This is a genomic window from Streptomyces sp. NEAU-YJ-81 (assembly GCF_017592595.1).
Taxonomy (GTDB): domain Bacteria; phylum Actinomycetota; class Actinomycetes; order Streptomycetales; family Streptomycetaceae; genus Streptomyces; species Streptomyces hygroscopicus_B.
Genome location: NZ_JAGFNO010000069.1, coordinates 1 through 22,021 on the forward strand (window position 1 = coordinate 1; position 22,021 = coordinate 22,021).

The 22,021-nt window shown below is 71.4% G+C and carries 13 protein-coding genes and 1 riboswitch; of the genes, 5 read left to right on the forward strand and 8 right to left on the reverse strand.

Features of this window, described 5'->3' with window-relative positions; genetic code table 11:
* Nucleotides 1–178: CbtB-domain containing protein (locus J5X86_RS51740; protein WP_243982805.1), on the reverse strand; the 178-nt coding region annotated here is incomplete at its 3' end.
* A gap of 40 nt (nt 179–218) precedes the next feature.
* Nucleotides 219–360: riboswitch (cobalamin riboswitch) on the reverse strand.
* Between the two features lie 103 nt (nt 361–463).
* On the opposite strand from J5X86_RS51740, the gene J5X86_RS48845 reads away from it, so the two are divergent.
* Nucleotides 464–1,393, forward strand: coding sequence for a cobalamin-binding protein (locus J5X86_RS48845; RefSeq protein WP_208523035.1), 930 nt, complete (start codon nt 464–466; stop codon nt 1,391–1,393).
* A 155-nt stretch (nt 1,394–1,548) separates the two neighbouring features.
* Nucleotides 1,549–2,844 (forward strand): MFS transporter, encoded by a 1,296-nt coding sequence (locus J5X86_RS48850; protein WP_208523036.1) that lies wholly within the window; start codon nt 1,549–1,551, stop codon nt 2,842–2,844.
* Here the strand turns inward: J5X86_RS48850 and J5X86_RS48855 are convergent.
* The 4 genes from J5X86_RS48855 to J5X86_RS48870 all read right to left on the reverse strand — a co-directional run bounded on the left by J5X86_RS48855 (nt 2,817) and on the right by J5X86_RS48870 (nt 6,267).
* Nucleotides 2,817–3,509 (reverse strand): M24 family metallopeptidase, encoded by a 693-nt coding sequence (locus J5X86_RS48855; RefSeq protein WP_208523037.1) that lies wholly within the window; start codon nt 3,507–3,509, stop codon nt 2,817–2,819. The two genes, J5X86_RS48850 and J5X86_RS48855, sit on opposite strands and share 28 nt — an antisense overlap.
* Nucleotides 3,510–3,562: 53 nt before the next feature.
* A complete protein-coding gene (locus J5X86_RS48860) occupies nt 3,563–4,207 on the reverse strand; it encodes a LysE family translocator (protein WP_208523038.1) in 645 nt (214 codons plus the stop codon).
* Nucleotides 4,208–4,331: 124 nt separating this feature from the next.
* On the reverse strand, nt 4,332–5,219 hold the full coding sequence (locus J5X86_RS48865; RefSeq protein ID WP_208523039.1) for a serine hydrolase: 888 nt from the start codon (nt 5,217–5,219) through the stop codon (nt 4,332–4,334).
* 262 nt (nt 5,220–5,481) lie between these two features.
* Nucleotides 5,482–6,267 (reverse strand): alpha/beta fold hydrolase, encoded by a 786-nt coding sequence (locus tag J5X86_RS48870; protein WP_208523040.1) that lies wholly within the window; start codon nt 6,265–6,267, stop codon nt 5,482–5,484.
* Nucleotides 6,268–6,426: 159 nt separating this feature from the next.
* Here J5X86_RS48870 and J5X86_RS48875 point away from each other — a divergent pair, with 159 nt between their 5' ends.
* Nucleotides 6,427–7,311 carry an AraC family transcriptional regulator gene (locus J5X86_RS48875; protein ID WP_208523041.1) on the forward strand — a complete coding sequence of 295 codons (885 nt, stop codon included), beginning with the start codon at nt 6,427–6,429 and terminating at the stop codon, nt 7,309–7,311.
* A gap of 50 nt (nt 7,312–7,361) precedes the next feature.
* On the opposite strand, the gene J5X86_RS48880 is transcribed toward J5X86_RS48875, so the two are convergent.
* Nucleotides 7,362–8,003: a TetR/AcrR family transcriptional regulator gene (locus J5X86_RS48880; protein ID WP_208523042.1), complete on the reverse strand. Its 642-nt coding sequence runs from the start codon at nt 8,001–8,003 to the stop codon at nt 7,362–7,364.
* 97 nt (nt 8,004–8,100) lie between these two features.
* On the opposite strand from J5X86_RS48880, the gene J5X86_RS48885 reads away from it, so the two are divergent.
* On the forward strand, nt 8,101–9,603 hold the full coding sequence (locus J5X86_RS48885; RefSeq protein WP_208523043.1) for an FAD-dependent monooxygenase: 1,503 nt from the start codon (nt 8,101–8,103) through the stop codon (nt 9,601–9,603).
* A 21-nt stretch (nt 9,604–9,624) separates the two neighbouring features.
* Here the strand turns inward: J5X86_RS48885 and J5X86_RS48890 are convergent, their stop codons facing one another.
* Nucleotides 9,625–10,095, reverse strand: a complete 471-nt coding sequence (locus J5X86_RS48890) for a nuclear transport factor 2 family protein (RefSeq protein ID WP_208523044.1) — start codon at nt 10,093–10,095, stop codon at nt 9,625–9,627.
* Between the two features lie 173 nt (nt 10,096–10,268).
* Nucleotides 10,269–10,394: a hypothetical protein gene (locus J5X86_RS52320; RefSeq protein ID WP_279595807.1), complete on the reverse strand. Its 126-nt coding sequence runs from the start codon at nt 10,392–10,394 to the stop codon at nt 10,269–10,271.
* Nucleotides 10,395–10,684: 290 nt separating this feature from the next.
* Between J5X86_RS52320 and J5X86_RS48895 the strand changes: the two genes are divergently transcribed.
* On the forward strand, nt 10,685–22,021 hold an 11,337-nt coding region (locus J5X86_RS48895), incomplete at its 3' end, for a type I polyketide synthase (RefSeq protein WP_208523045.1).

A 22,021-nucleotide genomic window follows, 5' to 3' on the forward strand; every position in this document is an offset into this window, starting at 1 on the left:
ACTCATGGACGTTCTCACCGGAAACGACCGCGGTGGCGCCCTGCTCGGCGCCGACGAAGTACAGCAGGACCAGCATCAGAATGCCGAAGAACACCGCCCACGGAGCTATCGCCTTCAGCGGCAGCGTCGCGGGCAGTTCGGGCGTGGTGGCTGTGGGCTGCGCAACATGCTGCGCCATGGCCAGGCCTCCTTAAGGGAGTTCGCGTCCCATCTCGGTGGAGCACAGGACGACGGATAGCGGGTCTGACTCACGAGAGATCCCGTCCGGGACCTCTCGTTCACAGTGGCGCGACCGTGCCGGATTCCCACCGGCTTCCGTCTTACCGTCGTCGATATCGCACCGACCGTACCGCGTGTCGGGTTCATGGCCAAGACCAGCCACCTGGCGAGACGCTGCGCTGGGGGTACCTGAGGACGGTGCGGGAGCCGGGGCCTGCCCCCGGGCAGGCCCTAAAGTCGCGGCATGCGCATCGTCTCCCTGCTGCCCGCCGCGACCGACATCGTCGCCGAACTCGGACTCGCCGAGCACCTGGTCGGCCGGACACACGAATGCGACTGGCCGCCGCAAGAGGTGGCGTCCGTCCCCGTGGTCACCGGAACCGACCTCGACCAGAACACCCTCACCAGCCGGGAGATCTCCGACGCGGTCGGCGGATCGACACACTCCGGGTCGTCTCTCTACACCCTCGACACCGAAGCACTCGCGGCCCTGAGCCCCGACGTGGTGCTCACCCAGGACCTGTGCGAGGTGTGCGCCGTCTCGTACGAGAAGGTCAGCCGGGCCGTCCGACTGCTCGACGCCGACACCCGCGTCCTCAGCCTGGAGCCACGCACGCTCGACGACGTACTGGACTGCCTGGTCACCGTCGGTGAGCTGCTCGGCGTACGTGAGCGCGCCGAGCAGCGCCGGACCGACCTGCGCGACCGCCTCGAACGCATCCGCCGGTCGGTCACGGGCCGCGCCCGGCCCCGGGTCGTCGCGATCGAATGGCTCGACCCGCTGTGGCCCGCCGGACACTGGGTCCCCGACCAGATCACCACCGCCGGCGGCGAACCGCTGCTCGCCGCACCCGGCGAGCACACCCAACCGATGACCTGGGAAGCGGTGCGCGCCGCCCGGCCGGAGGTGGTGCTGGTCCTGCCGTGCGGCTTCCCACCCGAACGGACCCTGCGCGAGACGAACTTGCTCACCCGCCTCCCGGGCTGGACAGACCTGCCCGCCGTACGGGACGGGCGAGTCTGGGTGCTGGACGGGCCCGCCTACTTCAACCGCCCAGGCCCCCGCGTGGTGCGCGGAGCCGAAGTACTCGCCCACGTCCTGCACGACGTACAGGCCGGGACGGCGGTGACGGCGGACGAGGCACACCCGTTCCCCGGCGTGCCCAGCCGCTGACGCGGGTCCGTCCGCCGAAAGGCGGCAGGCCCGCACGGCGGACGCCCCCGCCACTGCGATGACCGGCGCATGAGCGGGCGCTCGACACTTCTTGCATACGATGTGCTGATGCATGAGATGCGCACCGGTCTTGGCTCCCTCCCGGACGACACCCCGTGACGGACGTGATCCGCCGAGCCCTGACCGGCCGAGCCGCCCGGACCACGCCGACGCCGAAGTCCCCGCGCGAGCGCACCTGGAAGCACCTGTCTCCGCTTCTGCGGCTGCTGATCCTGACTCAACTCGCCTTCAACATCGGCTTCTTCGCGGTCCTGCCCTTCCTCGCCGAACACCTGGGCACCGCGATCGGCATGGCCGGATGGATGGTCGGATTCGTCCTCGGTCTCAGGACCTTCAGCCAGCAGGGGCTGTTCGTGGTCGGCGGCTGGCTGGTGGACCGTTACGGCGTGCGCCCGGTGGTCCTGACCGGCTGTGTCGCGCGGATCGCGGGCTTCGTCTGGCTCGGCTATGCGGAGCGGACCTGGGCGGTGATCGGCGCGGTGCTGCTGATCGGCTTCGCCGCCGCGCTGTTCTCCCCCGCGGTGGAATCCGAAGTGGCCCGGCAGGCGGTGGCCTGGGAAGAGGAAGGCCGCGGTTCACGCACTCGGGTCCTGGCCCTGTTCACCGTCTCCGGCCAGGCCGGTACCTTCGTCGGCCCGCTCCTCGGCGGACTCCTGCTCGGCGTGGACTTCCGCGCCGCGTGCCTCGCCGGAGCCGGGGTCTTCGTCCTCGTCCTCGCCGGACACGCGTGGCTGATGCCGCAGCACATCCCCGGCCGGGTCCGGAACCGGGAGCGGGGTGGCGTCCGCGCGATGGTGCGCAACCGGCGATTCCTCGTCCTGTGCTGCGCGTACGGCACCTATCTGCTCGCCTACAACCAGCTCTACCTGGCCCTGCCGGCCGAAGTGGAGCGGGCGGCGGGCTCCCAGGTGCCGCTGTCGTGGCTGTTCGCCCTGTCCTCGCTGCTGGTCGTCTTCGCCCAGCTCCCGGTCACCCACTGGGCGGGCAACCGGCTCGATCTGCGCCGCTCGATGACCATCGGGCTGCTTCTCATCGCCGCCGGATTCGCGGTCGTGGCCGCCGCGCGCCCTGCCGCCTGGACGGGCACGGTCGGATTGCTGCCCGCCGCGGGCTACGTCGTGCTGCTCACCCTCGGCCAGATGCTGGTCGTCCCGGCCGCCCGCGCCTGGGTGCCCGACCTCGCCGAGAACGGTCGGCTCGGCCTCTACACCGGCGCGCTGTCCTCCGTCTCCGGCCTGATCGTCCTCATCGGCAGCTCGGCCGCCGGCTCCCTGCTCGACCTGGGCCTCCCGCCCGCCGCCCGCTGGCTCGTCCTCGCCGCCGTACCGGCCCTCGCGGTGACACTGCTGCCCCGCCGCCCGAATCAGCCCAGGGTGAGCAGTTCCTCGTAGAAGCCGCCGAACTCCCGTTGCCGGTCGACGAGGTGGATCTCCTGGATCCAGTGGCAGCGGCGTCCGGCCTTGTCGGTGCGCCGCAGCGGGGTGTCGTTGTCGGGCGTGATGTACGACTCCACGCGCGCGCCGTCGATCGTCTCGTGCGGGAACTCCCCGACCAGATGTCCGGCGTGCCAGCCGCCCAGCTCCCACCCGGCCTCGGCGGCCAGCCGCTCCACCTCGGCGTGCAACCGCTTCCCGGTGATCTCCGGGTCGCTCTCGAAGAACCGCTTGCCTCCGTCGAAGACCTTGGGCAGATCGTCCCGCAGCCGCCGCTTGACCGGGTCGTCGCCGAGGACGAAGGTCCGGCCGAAGTCGGCCTCGTACTCCTCGAAGATCGGCCCGAGGTCGGCGAATACGATGTCGTCCGTGCCGATCACCCGGTCCGGCGGATTCTCCCGGTACGGCAGGAGCGTGTTCGGCCCCGAGCGCACGATCCGCTTGTGCCAGTGCCGGGTCGTACCGAACATCTCGTTCGCCAGGTCCCGGATCCGGTCGCTGACCGTCCGCTCACCCTCGCCCGGCGCCACCAGCCCGCGCCCCTCGATCTCCGCGAAGAGCCGTACGGCCTTCGCCTGGGCATCCAGCAACCGTTCCGCGCGCGTGGGTTCGTCGTCCGCCATGGGCCCGACGGTAGGCTGCTAGATCGTTTTCCGGCAACCGAATTGGGCAGTCCTCAGTCGGCCCGGCCAGTCGCCGCCACCGTCACGCCCAGGCCGATCATCGTGAGGCCGCCCGCCCCGCCGACCATCGAAAGGCGGCGGGGCGAGCGGGCGAACCAGGAGCGGGCCGCCGAGGCGCCCAGGCCCCACAGGGTGTCCGTGACCAGGCCGATGGTGATCGGGACCAGGCCCAACACCATCATCTGGACGGGAACATGACCCACCGAGTGGTCGACGAACTGCGGTAGCACCGCCGCGAAGAAGACGATGCCCTTCGGGTTGGTGACGCCCACCAAAATGCCGTCCAGAATCGAACGCAGATCACCACGCCGCTCATCGGCCGGAGCGTCCATGTTCGCCACGCGCATCTCTCTGCGGTGCCGGAACGCCTGCACACCCAGGTAGACGAGATACGCCGCTCCTGCCAGCTTCACGCCCATGAACAGCGCCACCGAGCTCTCCACCAGCGCGCCGAGGCCCCACGCCACGGCGATCACCAAGGCGTAGCAGCCGATCACATTGCCGAGGACCGTCGCGAGCGCGGTGCGGCGGCCGTGTGCGAGGGCCCTGCCGACCACGAACAGCACACTCGGCCCCGGGATCACGATCACCAAGGCCGACATCGCCGCGAACGTGAGAACACTCTCCGTGGACACCACGTGTCCGCCACCTCCTGAATCGCTCCGTCCAGGGGACATACAAGCAGATGGCGGGATGTCCGCTCCAGACTCGGGCCCCCGGCCGGGGCTCGCAAGAAGGGGCCCCGGCCGGCGAGCCGGCCGCTTACGACTGAGCGCTGGACGCGGGCGCGTTGAGGTTCTCGTGGACCGCGCGGGCGATGCCCTCGATGTTGGCGATGCCGTCGTCCATCGTGGCGTTGTCCTGCGAGAGCACCGTGATCGTGTAGTCGTGGTCGCCACCGGTGAAGGCGCCGAGGCTGTGCACACGCCAGCCGTTCGTGGCCCGCTCCAGCCAGCCGTTCTTCACATGCACCTGTGCGTCGCTCGGCGCGCCGGCCGGGGTGCCCCAGCGCTGCGAGGGGATGACCTCGGCCGTCAGCTTCAGGATGTAGGCGCGGGAGTCATCGCTGAGCACCGGGTTGGTGTGGGTCACCAGTTGGAGGAGCTTTTCCTCGTCGTTCGCGGTGATCTGGGTGAGCCCCCAGTGGCCCTCGCTGTCGAGGGTGGTGTCGGTCATTCCCGCGGCCTGCAGGAACCCGTTGATCTTGTCCGCCCCGAGCTGCTTCCACAGCGCGGTGGTGGCGTCGTTGTCGGACTCTGTGATCATGGCGGTGGCATGATCCTTCTCCTCCTGCGTCAGGGCGCGATTGTCCTTCTGCGCGTCCCACAGCAGGGTGCTGAGCACGGTCACCTTGACCGTGCTCGCGGAGTCGAAGTGCCGGTCCGCATCCAGAGTGCAGGTGGTGTTCGTGGTGCGGTCGTGGAGGCTGATCGCCGTGGTGGCAGCGGAGCCGTCCAGTGCCGAATTGATGTCCTCGGAGAGCTTGTCGGCGAGTTCCGGCCGGTCCGAGGTGCAGATCGCCGCCTGCGGGGTGGCCGCGTGAGCCGACCCCACCGAGGCGATCGTCGGCACGAGCACCCCGGCGGCCAGCGCCGCTCTTGTCGCCAGGGTGGTACGGGGAGGCTGGGTTATGCGTCGGTGTCGACCCATGGTGCGCTTGTCCATTCGTTCGTGGGGCAGTTGGACACGCGGTGCCTGCGCTCCGTTGCGAAGACATCCGGTGCTCCGACCCTGGATGACGAGCCGGAGGCAGGTGAGGTTCACGAACGCGTCCGAGTCTCACAAGATCGCTCCACAATAGGCACCGCGCCCGGGCGGGCCGGGCGCGGTGCGGCGGACGAGCTGGGCGGCGACGGCCAGGACGGCGAAGAACATCGAGCGGCCCGGCTGCCACGGCCGACCCGGGACCCGGTCAGCGCTGAATGGCCGTGAGGAAGTCTCCGAGGGCTCGCGCGACGGCGCCGGGGGCTTCCGCGGGGAGCAGGTGGCCGGCGTCCGGGACGGTCGTCAGGGTCGCGTGCGGGATGTGGGGCAAGAGGTGTTCGCGCAAGATGTGCGGCGGCTCAACCACGTCGTTCTCCGCGGCCAGCACCGTCACCGGGACTTCGATACGGCTTGCGGCATCGGTGATGTCCCGCGCGATTCCGTGCAGGGGCCACTCCTGCCGGGCCTCGGCACCGGAGGCGAGGCTGTCGCGTTCCGCGGTGGCCCGCGCTGCCTCGGGCAGCGGTGTGGCGGTCAGGACATGGTCGAGGGCGTGCCCCACCGTCTCGGCCGAGTCATAGGCGTGTGACAGGCCCTGCCGGTACTCCTCGGTCACCATCGCGGGCGGCTGGGGCGGCGCGGGCGCGACGAGCACCAGGCCGACCAGGCCGGCCGGCCGGCGGGCCGCGACGAGCTGGCTCGCCTTGCCGCCCATCGAATGGCCGACGAGGACGAACGGCCCCGACACGCGCTCCTCGATCACACGGACGAGATCGTCGGCGAGCTGGTCGAGGTGATAGGGGCCGGGCAGCGCCCGCGAGGTACCCCAGCCGCGCTGGTCGAAGCGGACCGTCGCCTGCCCGGGCGGCAGGTGGCCGATCACACCGTTCCAGGTGTCGGCGGAGCCGCCCCAGTAGTGGGCGAACACCAGCGTCGAGCCGGTATCGCCCCCGACTCGCACGTCGAGCGACCCGCCCGCCACGGGAACTCTCATTGTCATTTCCATCATCTTCGCGCCTTCCCTGTCGGCCACGGAAGGCGACTCCGTCATCCTGCCGCAGCTCTGAACCAGTAACCTGACCTGCCGATCAGGCTCGGAATCGACCGTAGGCGAGGGGGTGTCCACTCCTTGGCGGAAAGGAACACGTTCATTGTGGAAAACGGACACAGCGCGGTGCGGCAACTGCGCTACCTGCCTGCCGTGGGATCGGCGTACGGGGTCGAGGTCCTCGATTTCGCGGCGCTGCGTTCGATGGACACCCAGCGCCGTCGTACCCAGCCGCAACGCCCCGACTTCCATGTGTTCGCGCTGGTCGGTTCCGGAACCGGCAGCCACGAAGCGGACTTCCACAACTACCGGCTGGGGGAAGGCGGCGCCGTGTGGATCCGGCCGGGCATGGTGCACCGCTGGAGCGATATCGACGCCTGCGACGGCCCGCTGATCCTCTTCCGGCCCGGCTTCCTTTCCGGCTTCACAGCGTCGGAGGCCACCGCGCCGGCGTGCTGGCACCTGGACCGGCAGCGCCTGTCCCTCGCCCTGCTCGCGGCCGAACATCTCGGCCGCGAGCACAGCACGGCAGTGCACACACCACGCCTGGCATCCCCCGCCCTGCTGTCCCACCTGCTCGCGGCACTGATCCTGCGCGCACTCCCCGACACACCGCCCTCAGCCGGCGCGGCAAGCCCCGGCAGCCGACCTACCGAAGTGTTCCGTGCCTATCGGGCCGCCGTCGAAGAGCGCTTCACCGACTGGCACCATGTGGCCGACTACGCGCGGGCATTGGGCTACGACGTACGCACCCTCACCCGGACAACGCGTGCCGCCACTGGCACGGGCGCCAAGACATTCCTCGACCAGCGCATCCTGCTGGAGGCGAAACGGCTGCTCGCCCACACCGACCTGCCGGTCAGCGGCTGCGCCCGACGCCTCGGCTTCCGGGACGTCGGCAACTTCACCACGTTCTTCCGCCGCCAGGCCGGCATGCCCCCCGCCGCGTGGCGCGCCGCATACAGCACCGCCGGCACACGCGGCGTCTGACCCGCCCTCAGCGGCCGGGGGCCTGGAGAGTCACTGTCGCGGGGGCAGGCTCACTGTTGCGGGGGCAGGTGCCGCAATCCGTTCTCCAGCAGGGCGAAGGCATGTTCCATGTCGGCCACCGCACCCGCATAGCGCTCGTCGGCCGGCTCGCCGTACGCCAGGCGCTCGGCGTTGTCCTGTGCCAGCGCCCAGTGGACCGCGACGATTTGGACGGCGGCGAGCCGCGCGGTGAGTTCCGGAGTGTCCGCCGTTTCCCGCAGCGCCTCAGTCAGTGCACGCTCGGCACCGGTCTTGAACCGTGCCATTCGGGCCACCAGCGAGGGCGCGTCGAGGATCATGCGGTGGAGCCTGCGCACCTCGGGCTGGTCGTTGAGCCCGGTGATCGGATCCCGCTCGCGAAGCCCCTTGAGGAAGTGCTCGCGCAGTGCGGTCAGCGGGGCGGTACGGGGCGGGCGGGCCCGCACGACGCGTGCGGATTCGGTCTCGTGGTCGGCCAGGCGGTGCACCACGAGGTCTTCCTTCGTCGGGAAGTAGGCGAAGAGGGTGCGCTTGGACACCTCGGCCGCCTCGGCCACCTGGGCCACCGAGACCTGGTTGAAGCCGTGTTCGAGAAACAGCGAGATCGCCGCGTCGGAGATCGCCGCGTGGGTCCGCTGCTTCTTTCGTTCCCGTAGCCCTGGCTTGCCGTCCACGGCGTCCACGGTAGCAGAAAACTGCCCCTGGTAAATTTCTGCACCGGGTATATATTTATCCTGAGTGAGCCGAGTCAGAGCGTTGAGATGAGATGGAGTGACGGTGTTGACGGAGAGCACGACCGAGGTCGTTGTCGCGGGCGCGGGCCCGACCGGACTGATGCTGGCGTACGAACTGGCGCTGGCCGGGGTCGAGACCCTGGTGCTGGAGAAGCTGCCCCAGCGGATCCAGCAGGTGAAGGGCGGCACGATTCAGCCCCGCACCGCCGAGCTGCTGGAGTCCCGCGGCCTGCTGGAGCCGCTGCTGCGACGGGCCATAGCGCGTGATCCGGTGGGCGGCCATTTCGCGGCCCTGCCCGTGCCCTTGGACTGCGCCCCCTGGCAGACCGAGCACCCCTTCCCGATCGGGGTCCCTCAGTGGGAGATCGAGGAGGTGCTCGAAGAGCGGGCGACCGCCACCGGCGCGCGGGTACTGCGCGGCGCCGCCGTCTCAGCGGTCGCGCCGGACGACGACGGTGTGGTCGTCACGGCGGACGGCCTGCGGGCGCGGGCTCACTATCTGGTGGCGTGCGACGGCGGCCACAGTACGGTGCGGAAACTGCTCGGACTGCCGTTTCCCGGCAGGGCCGGAACGCATCAGGCGGTGCTGGCCGATATCCGTCTGTCCGCCGTTTCCTCGCTGGTGCCGCAGCGGATGGGGCATATGAGCACCCTGACCCGCCATGCGTGCGGCTACTGGTCCATGCTGGTCCCTCTCGGCGGCGACCGGTACCGGTTCACCTTCGGGCACGCGGACCAGGCGGACACCGCCCGCGACACCTCCGTCACCCATGAGGAGATCGCGGCCGCGCTGCAGGCCGTGTACGGCCCTGAGACCACCCTCGGCGCCGTGGACAACTCCTCGCGGTTCTCCGACGCCACGCGACAACTGGAGCACTACCGCACGGGCCGTGTCCTGTTCGCCGGGGACGCCGCGCATATCCACCCGCCGCTGGGCGGCCAGGGCCTCAACCTCGGCGTACAGGACGCGCTCAACCTCGGGTGGAAACTGGCCGCGGTCCTCCAGGACCGGGCGCCGAACGGGTTGCTGGACAGCTATCACGCCGAGCGGCATCCGGTCGCGGCCCAGGTCCTGCATCACACCTCGGCGCAGCGCGTCCTGGCGAATCCGGACCCGAGCGAGGACGTGGCCGCCCTGCGCGACATCTTCACCGACCTGCTGCGCCTGCCCGACACCAACCGCCATCTCGCGGGGCTGATGTCCGGCCTCTCGCTGCGCTACGACCTGCCCGGGGATCACCCGCTCACGGGACAGCGCATGCCGGACGCCGATCTGGTGACCGAAACCGGCACCACCCGGCTGTCGACGCTCTTCGGCTCCGGGCACGCCGTCCTGCTCGATCTGGCCGGAGCCGTCCCGGCCGACCTCCCGCTCCCGCCACGAGTCGACCTCGTCCGCGCCACATGCGCCGACGACATGGGCGCCGCCGCCCTGCTCATCCGTCCCGACGGCTATGTCTGCTGGGCTACGGACACCTCCGCCGCCTGCGGCGACACCCTGCTGGCCGCACTCACCGGCGACCTCGCGAGGGTGCGCTGAGCCGGGTGACAAAGAGGACGCCTACGCGAAGGCCCTCAGGGTGTCCTCGCCGTCGGTCCACCAGACGCCGAGCCGTTGGCGGACCAGGAGCCAGCCGTCCGGGCCCCGGCGGAATTCCCAGTCGTAGGGGCCGCCCATGGAGTAGGGAGCGGAGGTGCTCCCGGGTGCGGTGACGGCGACGAACCACATGTAGCCGATCCCCGTCGCCCGGTCGCCCTCCACGTCGACGTGCATGTTGAGGATGTGATGCTGCATGCTCGCGTAAGGTGATTCCACCTCCTCCACCTTGGCCCGGACCGCCTCCTTTCCGTGGATCTCCTCCCACGGCCCGAACTCCAGCACCGCGTCCTCGGCCCAGCATTCGATCCAGGTCTGCCAGTCCTTGCGGTCCAGCGCACGCCATCCGCGGATCATGAGGGCGCGCAGGGCTTCCTTGTCCTCCAGGGCCCGCAGCCGGCGGGCCAGGCTGTCGTAGTCGGCTGTCGCTGTCATGACGGGCCTCTTTCGTCCATGGGTGGGGATCTGTCCTGCCCGACCGAGTCTGGACCGGTCGACGACCGCCGACCAGGCCGTACGCCGCCTAGGAGCACCGCACCCAGGCGGCACACCGGCGGCCTTATGGAGGGCAGTTGGGCAACGGCCAGGGGTGAGCCGACTCCGGCCGGTCATGTCTCCAGCGGGTCGGGGGTGAAGATCTCCTCGATCGTCCAGCGGTGTGCGGTCAGGCCCTGCTCGTGGTGGTAGCGCAGCACGGCGCGGGCCACCCAGGGATGCCGCGCGAGCAGGTGCACGCCATCGGGCGGCCGGAGTGGCCGAAGACCCCTTATTCCCGCTGTCAGCCGCTGCCGCCGCCGTGGTCAGGGGGAATGAGGGGGATGTTTAGGGGACGGCCCGCTCGCTGCCGGAACAAGAATCACAACAACAGCGGCGAGCTTCCTCAAGCTCGTTCGAGCTTTCTCTCCCGGGCCTTCTTTCCCCTGGGCCGCGCAACCGGAGCGCGGCTGTCCCGCGCAAGGGGCGATCCCGCGCGGGTCGGTCGCTCCTCCCGCGCGCCCTGCTTCGAACCGAGAGGTGTGGCGGCATGCTACGGACTGACCTGATCCGGCCGGTGCCCGAACTGCTCCGGGCCAACGCGGATCGCTTCGGTGACAAGCCGGCCTGTTCCGACGGACACCGCACGGTCAGCCATGCCGAACTCGAACGCCGTACCCGGCGGCTGGCCGGTCATCTCGCCGGGCTGCGGCTGCACCCCGGCGACCGCGCCATGATCTGCCTGGGCAACCGCGTCGAGATGGTGGAGAGTTACTTCGGCGTCCTGCGGGCGAACGGCGTGGCGGTGCCGGTCAACCCGCGTTCGACCGATGCGGAACTCTCCTATCTGCTCGCCGACAGCGGCGCCCGGCTGGTGCTCACCGATGTCGCCCACGCCGACCAGTTCGACCGGCTGCGGGACCAGTTCCCGGAGCTGAGGGTGGTGGTCAGCGGGGACGGCCCGCTGCCGAAGGGCTTCATCGCGTTCGAGCCGCTGCCGGACACGGAGCCGGAGCCGGCGGCCCGCGACGACCTGGGCCTGGACGAAATCGCCTGGATGCTCTACACCTCGGGCACCACGGGCCTGCCGAAAGGCGTGCTGTCCTCACAGCGGAACTGCCTGTGGTCCCTGGCCGCCTGCTACGTACCCGTGACGGGGCTGACCGCCGAGGACCGCGTGCTGTGGCCGCTGCCGCTGTTTCACAGCCTTTCGCACATCGTGTGTCTGCTGGCGGCCACCGCCGTCGGGGCCAGCACCCGGATCGTGGACGGGGTGTCGACGGCCGATGTGCTGGATGCGCTGCGCGAGGAGCGGTCGACCTTCATCGCCGGAGTGCCGACGCTCTACCACCACCTGATCGAGGCGGCCCGCGAGCGCGACTTCGCCACGCCCGAGCTGCGGATCGCGCTCGTGGGCGGGGCGGTGGCCACGGCGGACCTGGTCAGGTCGTTCGAGTCCACCTTCGGAGTGCCACTCGTCGACGCCTACGGCTCCACCGAGACCTGTGGCGCGATCGCGGTGAACTGGCCCACCGGCCCGCGGGTCGAGGGGTCGTGCGGGCTGCCGGTGCCGGGGCTGACGGTGCGGCTGGTGGACCCGGACACCGGTGTCGACGTTCCGGCCGGGCGGGAAGGCGAGTTCTGGGTGTCCGGGCCGAACATCATGGCCGGGTACCACAACCAGCCGGAGGCGACGGCCTCGGCGCTGCGCGACGGGTGGTACCGCACCGGGGACCTCGGCCGCCGCGACGAGGCCGGATTCTGCACGGTGACCGGCCGGATCAAGGAACTCGTCATCCGGGCCGGGGAGAACATTCACCCCGGTGAGGTCGAGGCCGTGCTGCGCACCGTGCCCGGTGTGGTGGACGCGGCCGTGGTGGGCAAGCCGCATGCGGTGCTCGGCGAGGTTCCGGTGGCCTTCGTGGTGCCCGGCCCGGACGGCTTCGACCCGTCGGCGCTGCTGGCCACGTGTCGCGAGCGGCTGTCGTACTTCAAGGTCCCGGAGGAGATCTACGAGATCGCGCGGGTGCCGCGCACCGCCTCGGGGAAGATCACCCGGCACGTACTGCTGGAGCTGCCCGCACGGCTGCGGGCCGCCGGAGACGGCCAGTACGACTCGCTGTTGCGGCTGGATTGGGTGCCGCAGTCCGCGCTGCCGGACGCCCCGGCCGGGACCGGTACCTGGGCACTGGCGGACGCCGACGCGCTCGGGCTCGCGGTGGGGCTGCGGGCGGCCGGAGTGGACGCGCGGGTGGTGGGCGAGCCGGTGGCAGGCTCCGTGGGCGGTCTTGTGGCAGGCTCCGTGGCCGACCTCGTGGGCGACCCCGTGACCGACCCCGTGACCGACCTCGCTGGAGATGACGGTGCGGCCCCGGATGTGGTCGTGGTGGCGCCTCCGTTGGCGGGCCTCCCGGATGAGACCGGGGCCCCTGCCGAGGCCGGGGTCACGGTTGGCGCGGGCGCCGACCGGCTGGCGGCCCGCCTTGGCGCCTGGCTGGCCGACGACCGGCTGGCCGGGACGACGTTCGTGGTGGCCACCACGGGCGCGGTGGCCACCGGCGCCGAGGAGGACGCACCGGAGCCGCTGTCGGCCGCGCTGTGGGGTGTGGTGCGCTCGCTGCAGGCCGCCTACCCCGGCCGACTGACGCTGGTGGACGTGGACGTCCATGTAGACGGGGCCGGGGACGGGGAGGACGGTCGGGAGGCCGCGCTGTTTCGGGCCGTCCAGGGCGGGCACGACCAGGCGGCGATCCGTGGCGGAGTACTGCTGGTCCCGCGCCTGACGCGGATCTCGGTCCCCGTGGAGCCGGGGCCCGCCCCGGCCCTGGACCCGGGCGGACTGGTCGTCATCACCGGTGGCGACACCACCCGCGGCACCGCGCTGGCCCGCCATCTGGCGACCGCGTACGGCGCCCGTAACCTGCTGCTGCTCAGCGCGAATGGCCTGCCGGACGAGGCGGCGGCCGCGTTGCGGACCGAGTTGGCGCGGGACGGGGCCCAGGTCTCGATGGCCGTGTGCGACCCGGCCGACCGGACGGCGCTGGACTCGGTGCTGGACGCACAGGACCGGCCGGTGACCGCTGCCGTACACATCGAGGAGCCGAACCCGGAACGGTCGCTCGACACGTCGCTACGCGGCATGACACACCTGGAAGAACGGACCCGGGGGGCCGCCCCGGCGCTGTTCGTCGTCGTCACCTCCGCCGCCGGGGTGCTGGGCTCGCCGGGCCGCCCGGATCGGGCGGCCGCCGACCAGTTCGGCGAAGCCCTGGTGCGGCGACGCCGGGCGCTTGGCCTTGGCGGGCTGGCTCTGGCTTGGGGCCCGCTGCCGGGCGAGCATGGCACGGCGCCGGTGGCCGGTGCCGTGCCCCTGCCCGAGGCGCTGGCCCTGTTCGACGCGGCGCTGACGGCTGGTCAGGGGCCGCTCGTGCTGCTCAGGCCGAGCACGACGGGGCTGCCGGGTGGCGAGCCGGTGCCCGCGGTGCTGCGTCATCTGGTGGACGCGCCGTCCGGCGTACCGGCGTCGGACGAACCCGCCGTCGCGGAGTTCCGGCGGCGGCTGGCCGCCGAGAGCGAGTCCGGCCGACAGCGCATGGCGCTGGCGCTGGTGCGCGAGCACGCCGCGGTGGCGTTGGGGCTGGCCTCGGCCGAGCCGGTCGAGGCCGGCCAGGCGTTCAGCGCGTTCGGCTTCACCTCACTGACCGCGGTCGCGCTGAGGAACCGGCTGAACGCGGCCACCGGGGCACGGCTCGCCGCCACGGTGGTCTTCGACCATCCGACGCCCGCCGGGCTGGCGCGGCATCTGGTCCGGGAGATCACCGGAAGGCGAGGCATGCAAGCGCCGGTGCGGGCGCGCGGGGTGTCCGACGAGCCGGTGGCGATCGTGGCGATGGGCTGCCACCTGCCGGGCGAGGTCGCGACGCCCGAGGACCTGTGGCGGTTGGTGGCCGACGGGCGGGACGCGATCGCCGGGTTCCCGGAGGACCGGGGCTGGGACCTGGCCGGGCTCTTCGACTCCGACCCGGACGCCGTGGGCAAGTCCTATGTGCGCGAGGGCGGTTTCCTCACCGACGCGGGCGGCTTCGACGCAGCCTTCTTCGGCATCTCGCCCCGTGAGGCGCTGGCAATGGACCCGCAGCAGCGGTTGCTGCTGGAGACCGCGTGGGAGACCTTCGAGAACGCCGGAATCGACCCGGGTTCGCTGCACGGCACCGACGTCGGTGTGTTCAGCGGAGTGATGTACCACGATTACGGGGCAGACGCCGGGACGGCGGCGGAGGGCCTGGAGGGGCATCTCGGCGTGGGCAGCGCGGGGAGCGTCGTCTCCGGGCGGGTGGCCTACGCGCTGGGCCTGACCGGGCCCGCGGTGACCGTGGACACCGCCTGCTCGTCCTCCCTGGTGGCGCTGCACCTGGCGGTTCAGGCGGTGCGCACGGGCGAATGCTCGCTGGCGCTCGCCGGGGGTGTCGCGGTGATGAGCAGGCCGACGTCGTTCATCGAGTTCTCCCGCCAGCGTGGCCTCGCCCCCGACGGCCGCTGCAAGTCCTTCGCAGAGGGCGCCGACGGCACCAACTGGTCCGAGGGTGTCGGGTTGGTGTTGCTGGAGCGGCTGTCCGATGCCCGCCGCAATGGGCATGAGGTGCTCGCCGTCGTCCGTGGCACCGCCGTGAACCAGGACGGCGCCAGCAACGGCCTGACCGCGCCCAACGGCCCGTCCCAGGAACGGGTGATCCGGCAGGCGCTGGCGAACGCCGGGCTGACGGTGGCCGATGTGGACGCGGTCGAGGCCCACGGCACGGGCACGAGTCTCGGCGACCCGATCGAGGCCCAGGCACTCCTGGCCACCTACGGGCAGGAGCGGCCGGAGGATCAGCCTCTGTGGCTGGGGTCGTTGAAGTCGAACATCGGACATGCGCAGGCGGCGGCGGGCGTGGCCGGTGTCATCAAGATGGTGCTGGCCATGCGGCACGACACGCTGCCGAAAACGCTGCACGCCGACGAGCCCACCAGCAAGGTCGACTGGACGTCAGGTGCGGTGTCGCTACTGTCCGAGGCCCGGCCCTGGCCGGAGACGGGACACCTCCGCCGCGCTGGAATCTCGTCCTTCGGCGTCAGTGGGACGAACGCACACGTGGTCCTGGAGCAGGCGCCGCCGGACGCGGCTGTGCCCGACGCAGAGGCGAGCGACGCGGGCGCTCCTGGGCTCGTGGCCACGGGCGGTGTGGTGCCGTGGGTGCTCTCCGCCAAGAGCCCCGCGGCGCTGCGGGCCCAGGCGAAGCGTCTCGTCAGCCACCTGGAATCCGGGGACGCTCCGAATGCGGTGGACGTGGGCTGGACGCTGGCCACCACCCGCGCCGCCCTCGATCACCGCGCGGTCATCTTCGCCACCGACACCGAAGACGGCATCACCACCGCCCGCGCCCTGGCAGAGGGGCGGCCTGACCCGCTCCTGGTCACCGGGCAGACCGGAACAGACGGCAAAACCGTGTTCATCTTCCCCGGCCAAGGCGCCCAATGGGCGGGCATGGGGGCACAGCTCCTCGACACCTCCCCCGTCTTCGCAGCTCGCTTGAACGAATGCGCCGAGGCCCTGGCCCCGTATACCGACTGGTCGCTGATGGACGTCATCACCGGCGCGCCCGACGCCCCATCGCTCGACCGCGTCGACGTCGTACAACCCGCCACCTTCGCCGTCGTCGTCTCCCTCGCCGCACTCTGGCAATCCACCGGCATCCACCCCGACGCCGTCATCGGCCACTCGCAAGGTGAGATCGCCGCCGCCTGCGTCGCCGGACACCTCACCCTCACCAACGCCGCCAAAATCGTCGCCCTACGCAGCCAGACCATCGCCGATCACCTCGCCGGACACGGCGGCATGATGTCCCTCGCCACCCCCGCCGACACCATCGACCTCACCAACTGGCACGACAAACTCTGGATCGCCGCACACAACGGCCCCAACGCCACCGTCATCGCCGGTGACACCGACGCCCTGCACCAACTCCACACCCACTACACCGACCAGGGCATCAGGGCCCGCATCATCCCCGTCGACTACGCCTCCCACACCGGACACGTCGACACCATCAAAAACGAACTTCACCAGACCCTGACCGACATCACCACCGAGCCCGGCACCATCCCCTGGCTCTCCACGGTCGATAGGGAGTGGATCGAACCCGACACGGTCGACAGCGGCTACTGGTACCGCAACCTCCGCCAGACCGTGCAGTTCGACGCCACCATCACCACCCTCGCCGACCAGGGCTACCGCACCTTCATCGAAATCAGCCCCCACCCCGTCCTCACCACCGCCATCCAAGAAACCCTCGAAACACACAACACCTCCAACGCCATCATCACCGGCACCCTCCGCCGCGACGACGACACCCCCACCCGCCTCCTCACCAACCTCGCCCACCTCACCACCAACGGAACACCCGTCAACTGGCCCACCCTCTTCACAGGCACCCAACCCACCCGCATCCCCCTCCCCACCTACCCCTTCCAACACCACCACTACTGGCTCCCCCGCAACACCAACGCAGGCGATGTGAGTGCCGTGGGCCTCCAGGGCACGGGCCACCCGCTGGCCGGGGCCGTGGTGAGCGTGCCCGACACCGGAGGTGTGCTGCTCACCGGGCAACTGTCGGTGGCCACCCACCCCTGGCTGGCCGACCACGCCGTCTCCGGAACAGTGCTGCTGCCGGGCACCGCGATGGCCGAACTCGCCATCCGCGCCGGAGACGAGACCGACACCCCCACCCTGGAAGAGCTGGTCATCGGCCAGCCGATGACACTGCCCGAAGACGGTGCACTACATGTCCAGGTACTGGTCGGCGGCGTGGAGGACGGGCGCCGAGGGGTGCGGATCTACTCTCGCCCCGACGCGGCCCAGGAACAGGAATGGCTGGAGCACGCCTCGGGCACACTCGCCACGCAGCCGGACAGTTCGGCCGAGGACGGCCTGGAGGACGGCATGCCCGAGTGGCCGCCGCCCGGTGTCGAGCCGATCGCTCTGGATGACTTCTACGACGACCTCGCCCAGGCCGGGTATGAGTACGGGCCCGCCTTCCGCGGACTGAAGGCGGTCTGGAAGCGCGATGGCGAGGTGTTCGCGGAGGCCGCGCTGCCGGAGGAGCAGACGGACGTCGCCGGCCGGTTCGGTATCCACCCGGCACTGCTGGACGCCGCGTTGCACGCGAGCAACTTCTGTGTGCCTCCGGCCCCGGGCCAGACGCTCCTCCCCTTCGTGTGGAACGACGTACGGCTGCTTGCGGCGGGAGCCACGGCCGTCCGTGTGCGCGCCCGCGCCACCGGCACGGACTCGTTCACGATCAGCCTGTTCGACAGCACCGGCTCCCCCGTCGCCTCGGTGGACTCCCTGGTGCTCCGGGCGATCAGTCCCGAGCAGCTCGCCGCCGCCTCCGGCGGTGCCGATCGGTCCGCTGATGCGCTGTTCACGCTGGACTGGACCGAGCACCCCACCACCCTGGGGACCGAGGTTTCCTGGGCCACCCTCGGCGATGCCCACGCCGACGTGGACGCCCACATGGCCGCGCTCATCGCGGGAGAGGACCGGCCCGGGGCCTTGGTCGCCGACACCGCGGCCTGGGCCGCCGGGGACACCGGCCTGCCCACGCGGGCCCGGGATCTGGCCGCCCGCGCGCTGGACCTGGTGCAGCGGTGGGTCGGCCGACCCGAACTCGCCGACGTCCGGCTGGTGTTGCTCACCCGTGGGGCGGTGTCCGTGCACGACACCGCCGAGGTCACCGATCCGGCCGCCGCCGCCATCTGGGGCCTGGTCCGCTCCGCCCAGTCCGAACACCCCGGCCGGATCGCCCTGGTGGACACCGACGACGTGTCGCGGGAGGCGCTGCCCGAGGCGGTGGCGTCCGGCGAACCGCAGGTGGCGCTGCGCCGCGGGCTGCTGTGGGTGCCGCGTCTGGTGCGGTCGCCGCAGGGTCTCGCCGTACCCGCGCACGAGCACTGGTACCTCGACGTCTCGGAGAAGGGCAGCCTGGAGAACCTGGTGCTGCGGCCGGATTCGGAGGCCACCGCGCCGCTGGCCACCGGTCAGGTCCGGATCGAGGTCCGCGCCGCCGGTCAGAACTTCCGGGACGTGCTCGTCGCGCTCGGCGGCGTGGCGGGTCAGGAGGGTCTGGGCGGCGAGGGTGCCGGTGTGGTGACCGAGGTCGGGCCCGGGGTCGAGGGCCTGGCGGTGGGCGACCGGGTGATGGGCCTGTTCCCGCGCTCGTTCGGCCCGCTGGCCATCGCGGACGCGCGCACGGTCGCGCCGATCCCCGAGGGCTGGTCGTACGCCACGGCCGCCGGGGTGCCGGTGGCCTATCTGACGGCGCTGTACGGGCTGCGGGACCTGGGCAATGTTCAGCCGGGTGAGACGGTGCTGGTGCACGCCGCCGCGGGCGGTGTGGGCATGGCCGCCGTCCAGTTGGCGCGGCACTTCGGCGCCACCGTGTACGCAACCGCCCACCCGTCGAAGCACCATGTACTGACCGCGTTGGGGGTGCCGGAGGGGCATCTGGCGTCCAGCCGCGACCTCGGTTTCGCCTCGGCGTTTCCCGCGCTGGATATGGTGCTGAACTCCCTCACCGGCGAGTATGTGGACGCCTCGCTGGGGCTGCTCGGCACGGGTGGCCGGTTCGTGGAGATGGGCAAGAACGACATCCGCGATCCCGCCTCGGTCGCCGCAGCACATCCCGGTGTGGGCTATCAGGCGTTCGACCTGGGAGGTGACGCGGGGCCGGACCGGATCCGGGAGCTGCTCGCGGAGCTGGTGGAACTGTTCGAGGCGGGCCGGATCAAGCCGCTTCCGATACGGCACTGGGACGTCACCCAGGCGCCGACGGCCTTCCGGTGGATGAGCCAGGGGCGGCACACCGGCAAGATCGTGCTCACCCTCCCCCGAGCCCTGGACCCGGACGGCACCGTCCTGGTCACCGGTGGCACCGGAACCCTCGGCGCCACCATCGCCCGCCACGTCGTCACCCACCACGGCGCACGCCAGTTGCTCCTCATCAGCCGCCAGGGTCCCGACGCCCCCGGCGCCACCGATCTCACCACCGAACTCACCGAACTCGGCGCACACGTCCGCATCACCGCCTGCGACACCGCCGACCGCGACCAACTCACCACCACCCTCGCCGACATCCCCGCCGACCACCCCCTCACCGCCGTCATCCACACCGCCGGCGCCCTGGACGACGGTGTCCTGACCGCGCTCACCCCGGACCGACTCGATACCGTCTTCCGCCCCAAGGTCGACGCGGTCACCCACCTCCACGACCTCACCCGCGACCAGGACCTGGCCGCGTTCGTCATCTACTCGTCCGCCGCCGGAACGCTCGGCAACGCGGGCCAGGCCAACTACGCCGCCGCCAACGCCTTCCTCGACGCCTTCGCCCAGTGGCGGCACGCCCGCCACCGGCCCGCCACCTCGCTGGCGTGGGGGCTGTGGAGCGACACCAGCACGCTCACCGCGACGATGGACGCCACCGACGTACGCCGCACACGGCGGGCGGGGGTGCTGGGCATGGACAACGCCGAGGCGCTGCGGGTGTTCGACACCGGGTTGCGGTCCGGGCGGCCCGCGCTGGTGGCCGCGAAGATCGACCTCACCGCCCTGCGCGCGCCGGACGCCGAGTTGTCGCCGCTGCTGCGCGGGCTGGCCCGTCCGGCGCGCCGCACCGCGCGCACCGCGGCCCCGGCGGCCGGTGGTCTGTCGGGGCGGCTGGCCGGGCTGTCCCCCGCCGGGCAGCAGGAGTTCCTGCTCAACCTGGTGCGGGCGGAGGCCGCGGTGGTCCTCGGCCACGCCGGTCCTGAGGCGATCGAGCCGACCGTGGCGTTCAAGGAGATGGGTTTCGACTCGCTGACGGCGGTCGAACTGCGCAACCGGCTGAATGCGGCGACCGGGCTGCGGCTCCCCGCCACGTTGCTCTTCGACCACCCGACTCCGGCTCTTCTCACCGAGCTGTTCCATACCGAGCTGGGCGGCGGCCCGGCACCCGCCGCGGCGGCCCCGGTGACCGTGCGCGCCGGCGCTGACGAGCCGATCGCCGTGGTGGCGATGAGCTGCCGTCTGCCGGGCGGGGTGACCGACCCGGACGGGCTGTGGAACCTGCTGCTCGGAGAGCGCGACGGCATCACCGACTTCCCCCGCGACCGGGGCTGGGACCTGGAGGCGCTGTTCGACGCCGACCCGGACCGGAGTGGCACCTCCTATGTGCTGCGCGGCGGGTTCCTCGAGGACGCGGCCGGTTTCGACGCGGACTTCTTCGGCATCTCGCCACGTGAGGCGCTGGCGATGGACCCGCAGCAACGGCTGTTCCTGGAAGCCTGCTGGGAGGTGTTCGAGCGGGCGGGCATGGACCCGACGACGGTGGGAGGCGGCGACATCGGCGTGTTCGCCGGCGTCATCAACCAGGACTACGGCGTGCGGAGCGGGCCCGCTCCCGAGGACCTTGAGGGCTATATGCTCACCGGCTCGGCGACGAGTGTCGCCTCCGGCCGGGTGGCCTATGTGCTGGGCCTGGAGGGCCCGGCGGTGACGGTGGACACGGCGTGCTCCTCCTCACTGGTGGCCATGCACTGGGCCGTACAGGCGCTGCGCCAGGGCGAGTGCTCGATGGCGCTGGCCGGGGGTGCCACGGTGATGGGGCGGCCGTCGGCGTTCGTGGAGTTCTCGCGCCAGCGTGGCCTGGCGCCGGACGGCCTGTGCAAGCCGTTCGGCGCGGGTGCCGACGGCACCACCTTCAGCGAGGGTGTCGGGGTACTGCTGCTGGAGCGGCTCTCCGAGGCCCGGCGCAACGGTCACGAGGTGCTGGCCGTGATCCGCGGTACGGCGGTCAACCAGGACGGCGCCAGCAACGGCCTCACCGCCCCCAACGGCCCCTCCCAGCAGCGGGTGATACGGCAAGCACTCGCGAACGCCGGGCTGTCGGCCACCGACATCGACGCCGTCGAAGCACACGGCACCGGCACCGCCCTCGGCGACCCCATCGAAGCCCAGGCCCTCCTGGCCACCTACGGCCAGGACCGGCCGGGGGACGAGCCCGTATGGCTCGGCTCGCTGAAGTCGAACACCGGGCACACGCTGGCCGCGGCAGGCGTGTCCAGCGTCATCAAGATGGTGCTGGCGATGCGGCACGGCACGCTTCCGCGCTCCCTGCACGCCGACGAGCCCACGCCGGAAGTGGATTGGTCCCAGGGCGCGGTGTCCCTGCTCACGGAGGCCCGGCCCTGGCCGGAGACCGGCCACCCACGCCGCGCCGGGATCTCCTCCTTCGGCATCAGCGGCACCAACGCCCACCTCATTCTGGAGCAGGCGCCCCAGTCCGAGACCGAGCCCGAAGCCGCGCCGAAGGCGGACGACGGCATGGACACCCCAGGGCTCGTGGCCACCGGCGGGAGCGTGCCCTGGGTGCTGTCCGCCAAGACCCCCACGGCCCTGCGGGCTCAGGCTCAACGCCTCCTGGACCACCTGGAATCCGGGGTGGCCGACCGCCCCCTCGACATCGGCTGGTCCCTGGCCACCACCCGCACCCTCCACGACCACCGCGCCATCATCCTCACCGACACCAGCGCCGAGGGCGGTGACGCCACAGCCGCCCTCACCGCCCTCGCGACCGGACAACCCCACCCCCGCCTCACCACCGGCCACGCCACCACCCACGGCAAGACCGTCTTCGTCTTCCCCGGCCAGGGCGCCCAATGGCAAGGCATGGGAGCCCAACTCCTCAACACCTCACCCGTCTTCGCCACCCGCCTCCACGAATGCGCCGACGCCCTCGCCCCCTACACCGACTGGAACCTCATCGACGTCATCACCGGCGCACCCCACGCCCCTTCACTCAACCGCGTCGACGTC

Excerpts from the sequence above, each read along its gene's own strand:
- J5X86_RS48845 (WP_208523035.1), top strand. The coding sequence starts at position 464 with ATGCGCATCGTCTCCCTGCTGCCCGCCGCGACCGACATCGTCGCCGAA.
- J5X86_RS48855 (WP_208523037.1), bottom strand. The coding sequence starts at position 3,509 with ATGGCGGACGACGAACCCACGCGCGCGGAACGGTTGCTGGATGCCCAG.
- J5X86_RS48865 (WP_208523039.1), bottom strand. The coding sequence starts at position 5,219 with ATGGGTCGACACCGACGCATAACCCAGCCTCCCCGTACCACCCTGGCG.
- J5X86_RS48870 (WP_208523040.1), bottom strand. The coding sequence starts at position 6,267 with ATGAGAGTTCCCGTGGCGGGCGGGTCGCTCGACGTGCGAGTCGGGGGC.
- J5X86_RS48890 (WP_208523044.1), bottom strand. The coding sequence starts at position 10,095 with ATGACAGCGACAGCCGACTACGACAGCCTGGCCCGCCGGCTGCGGGCC.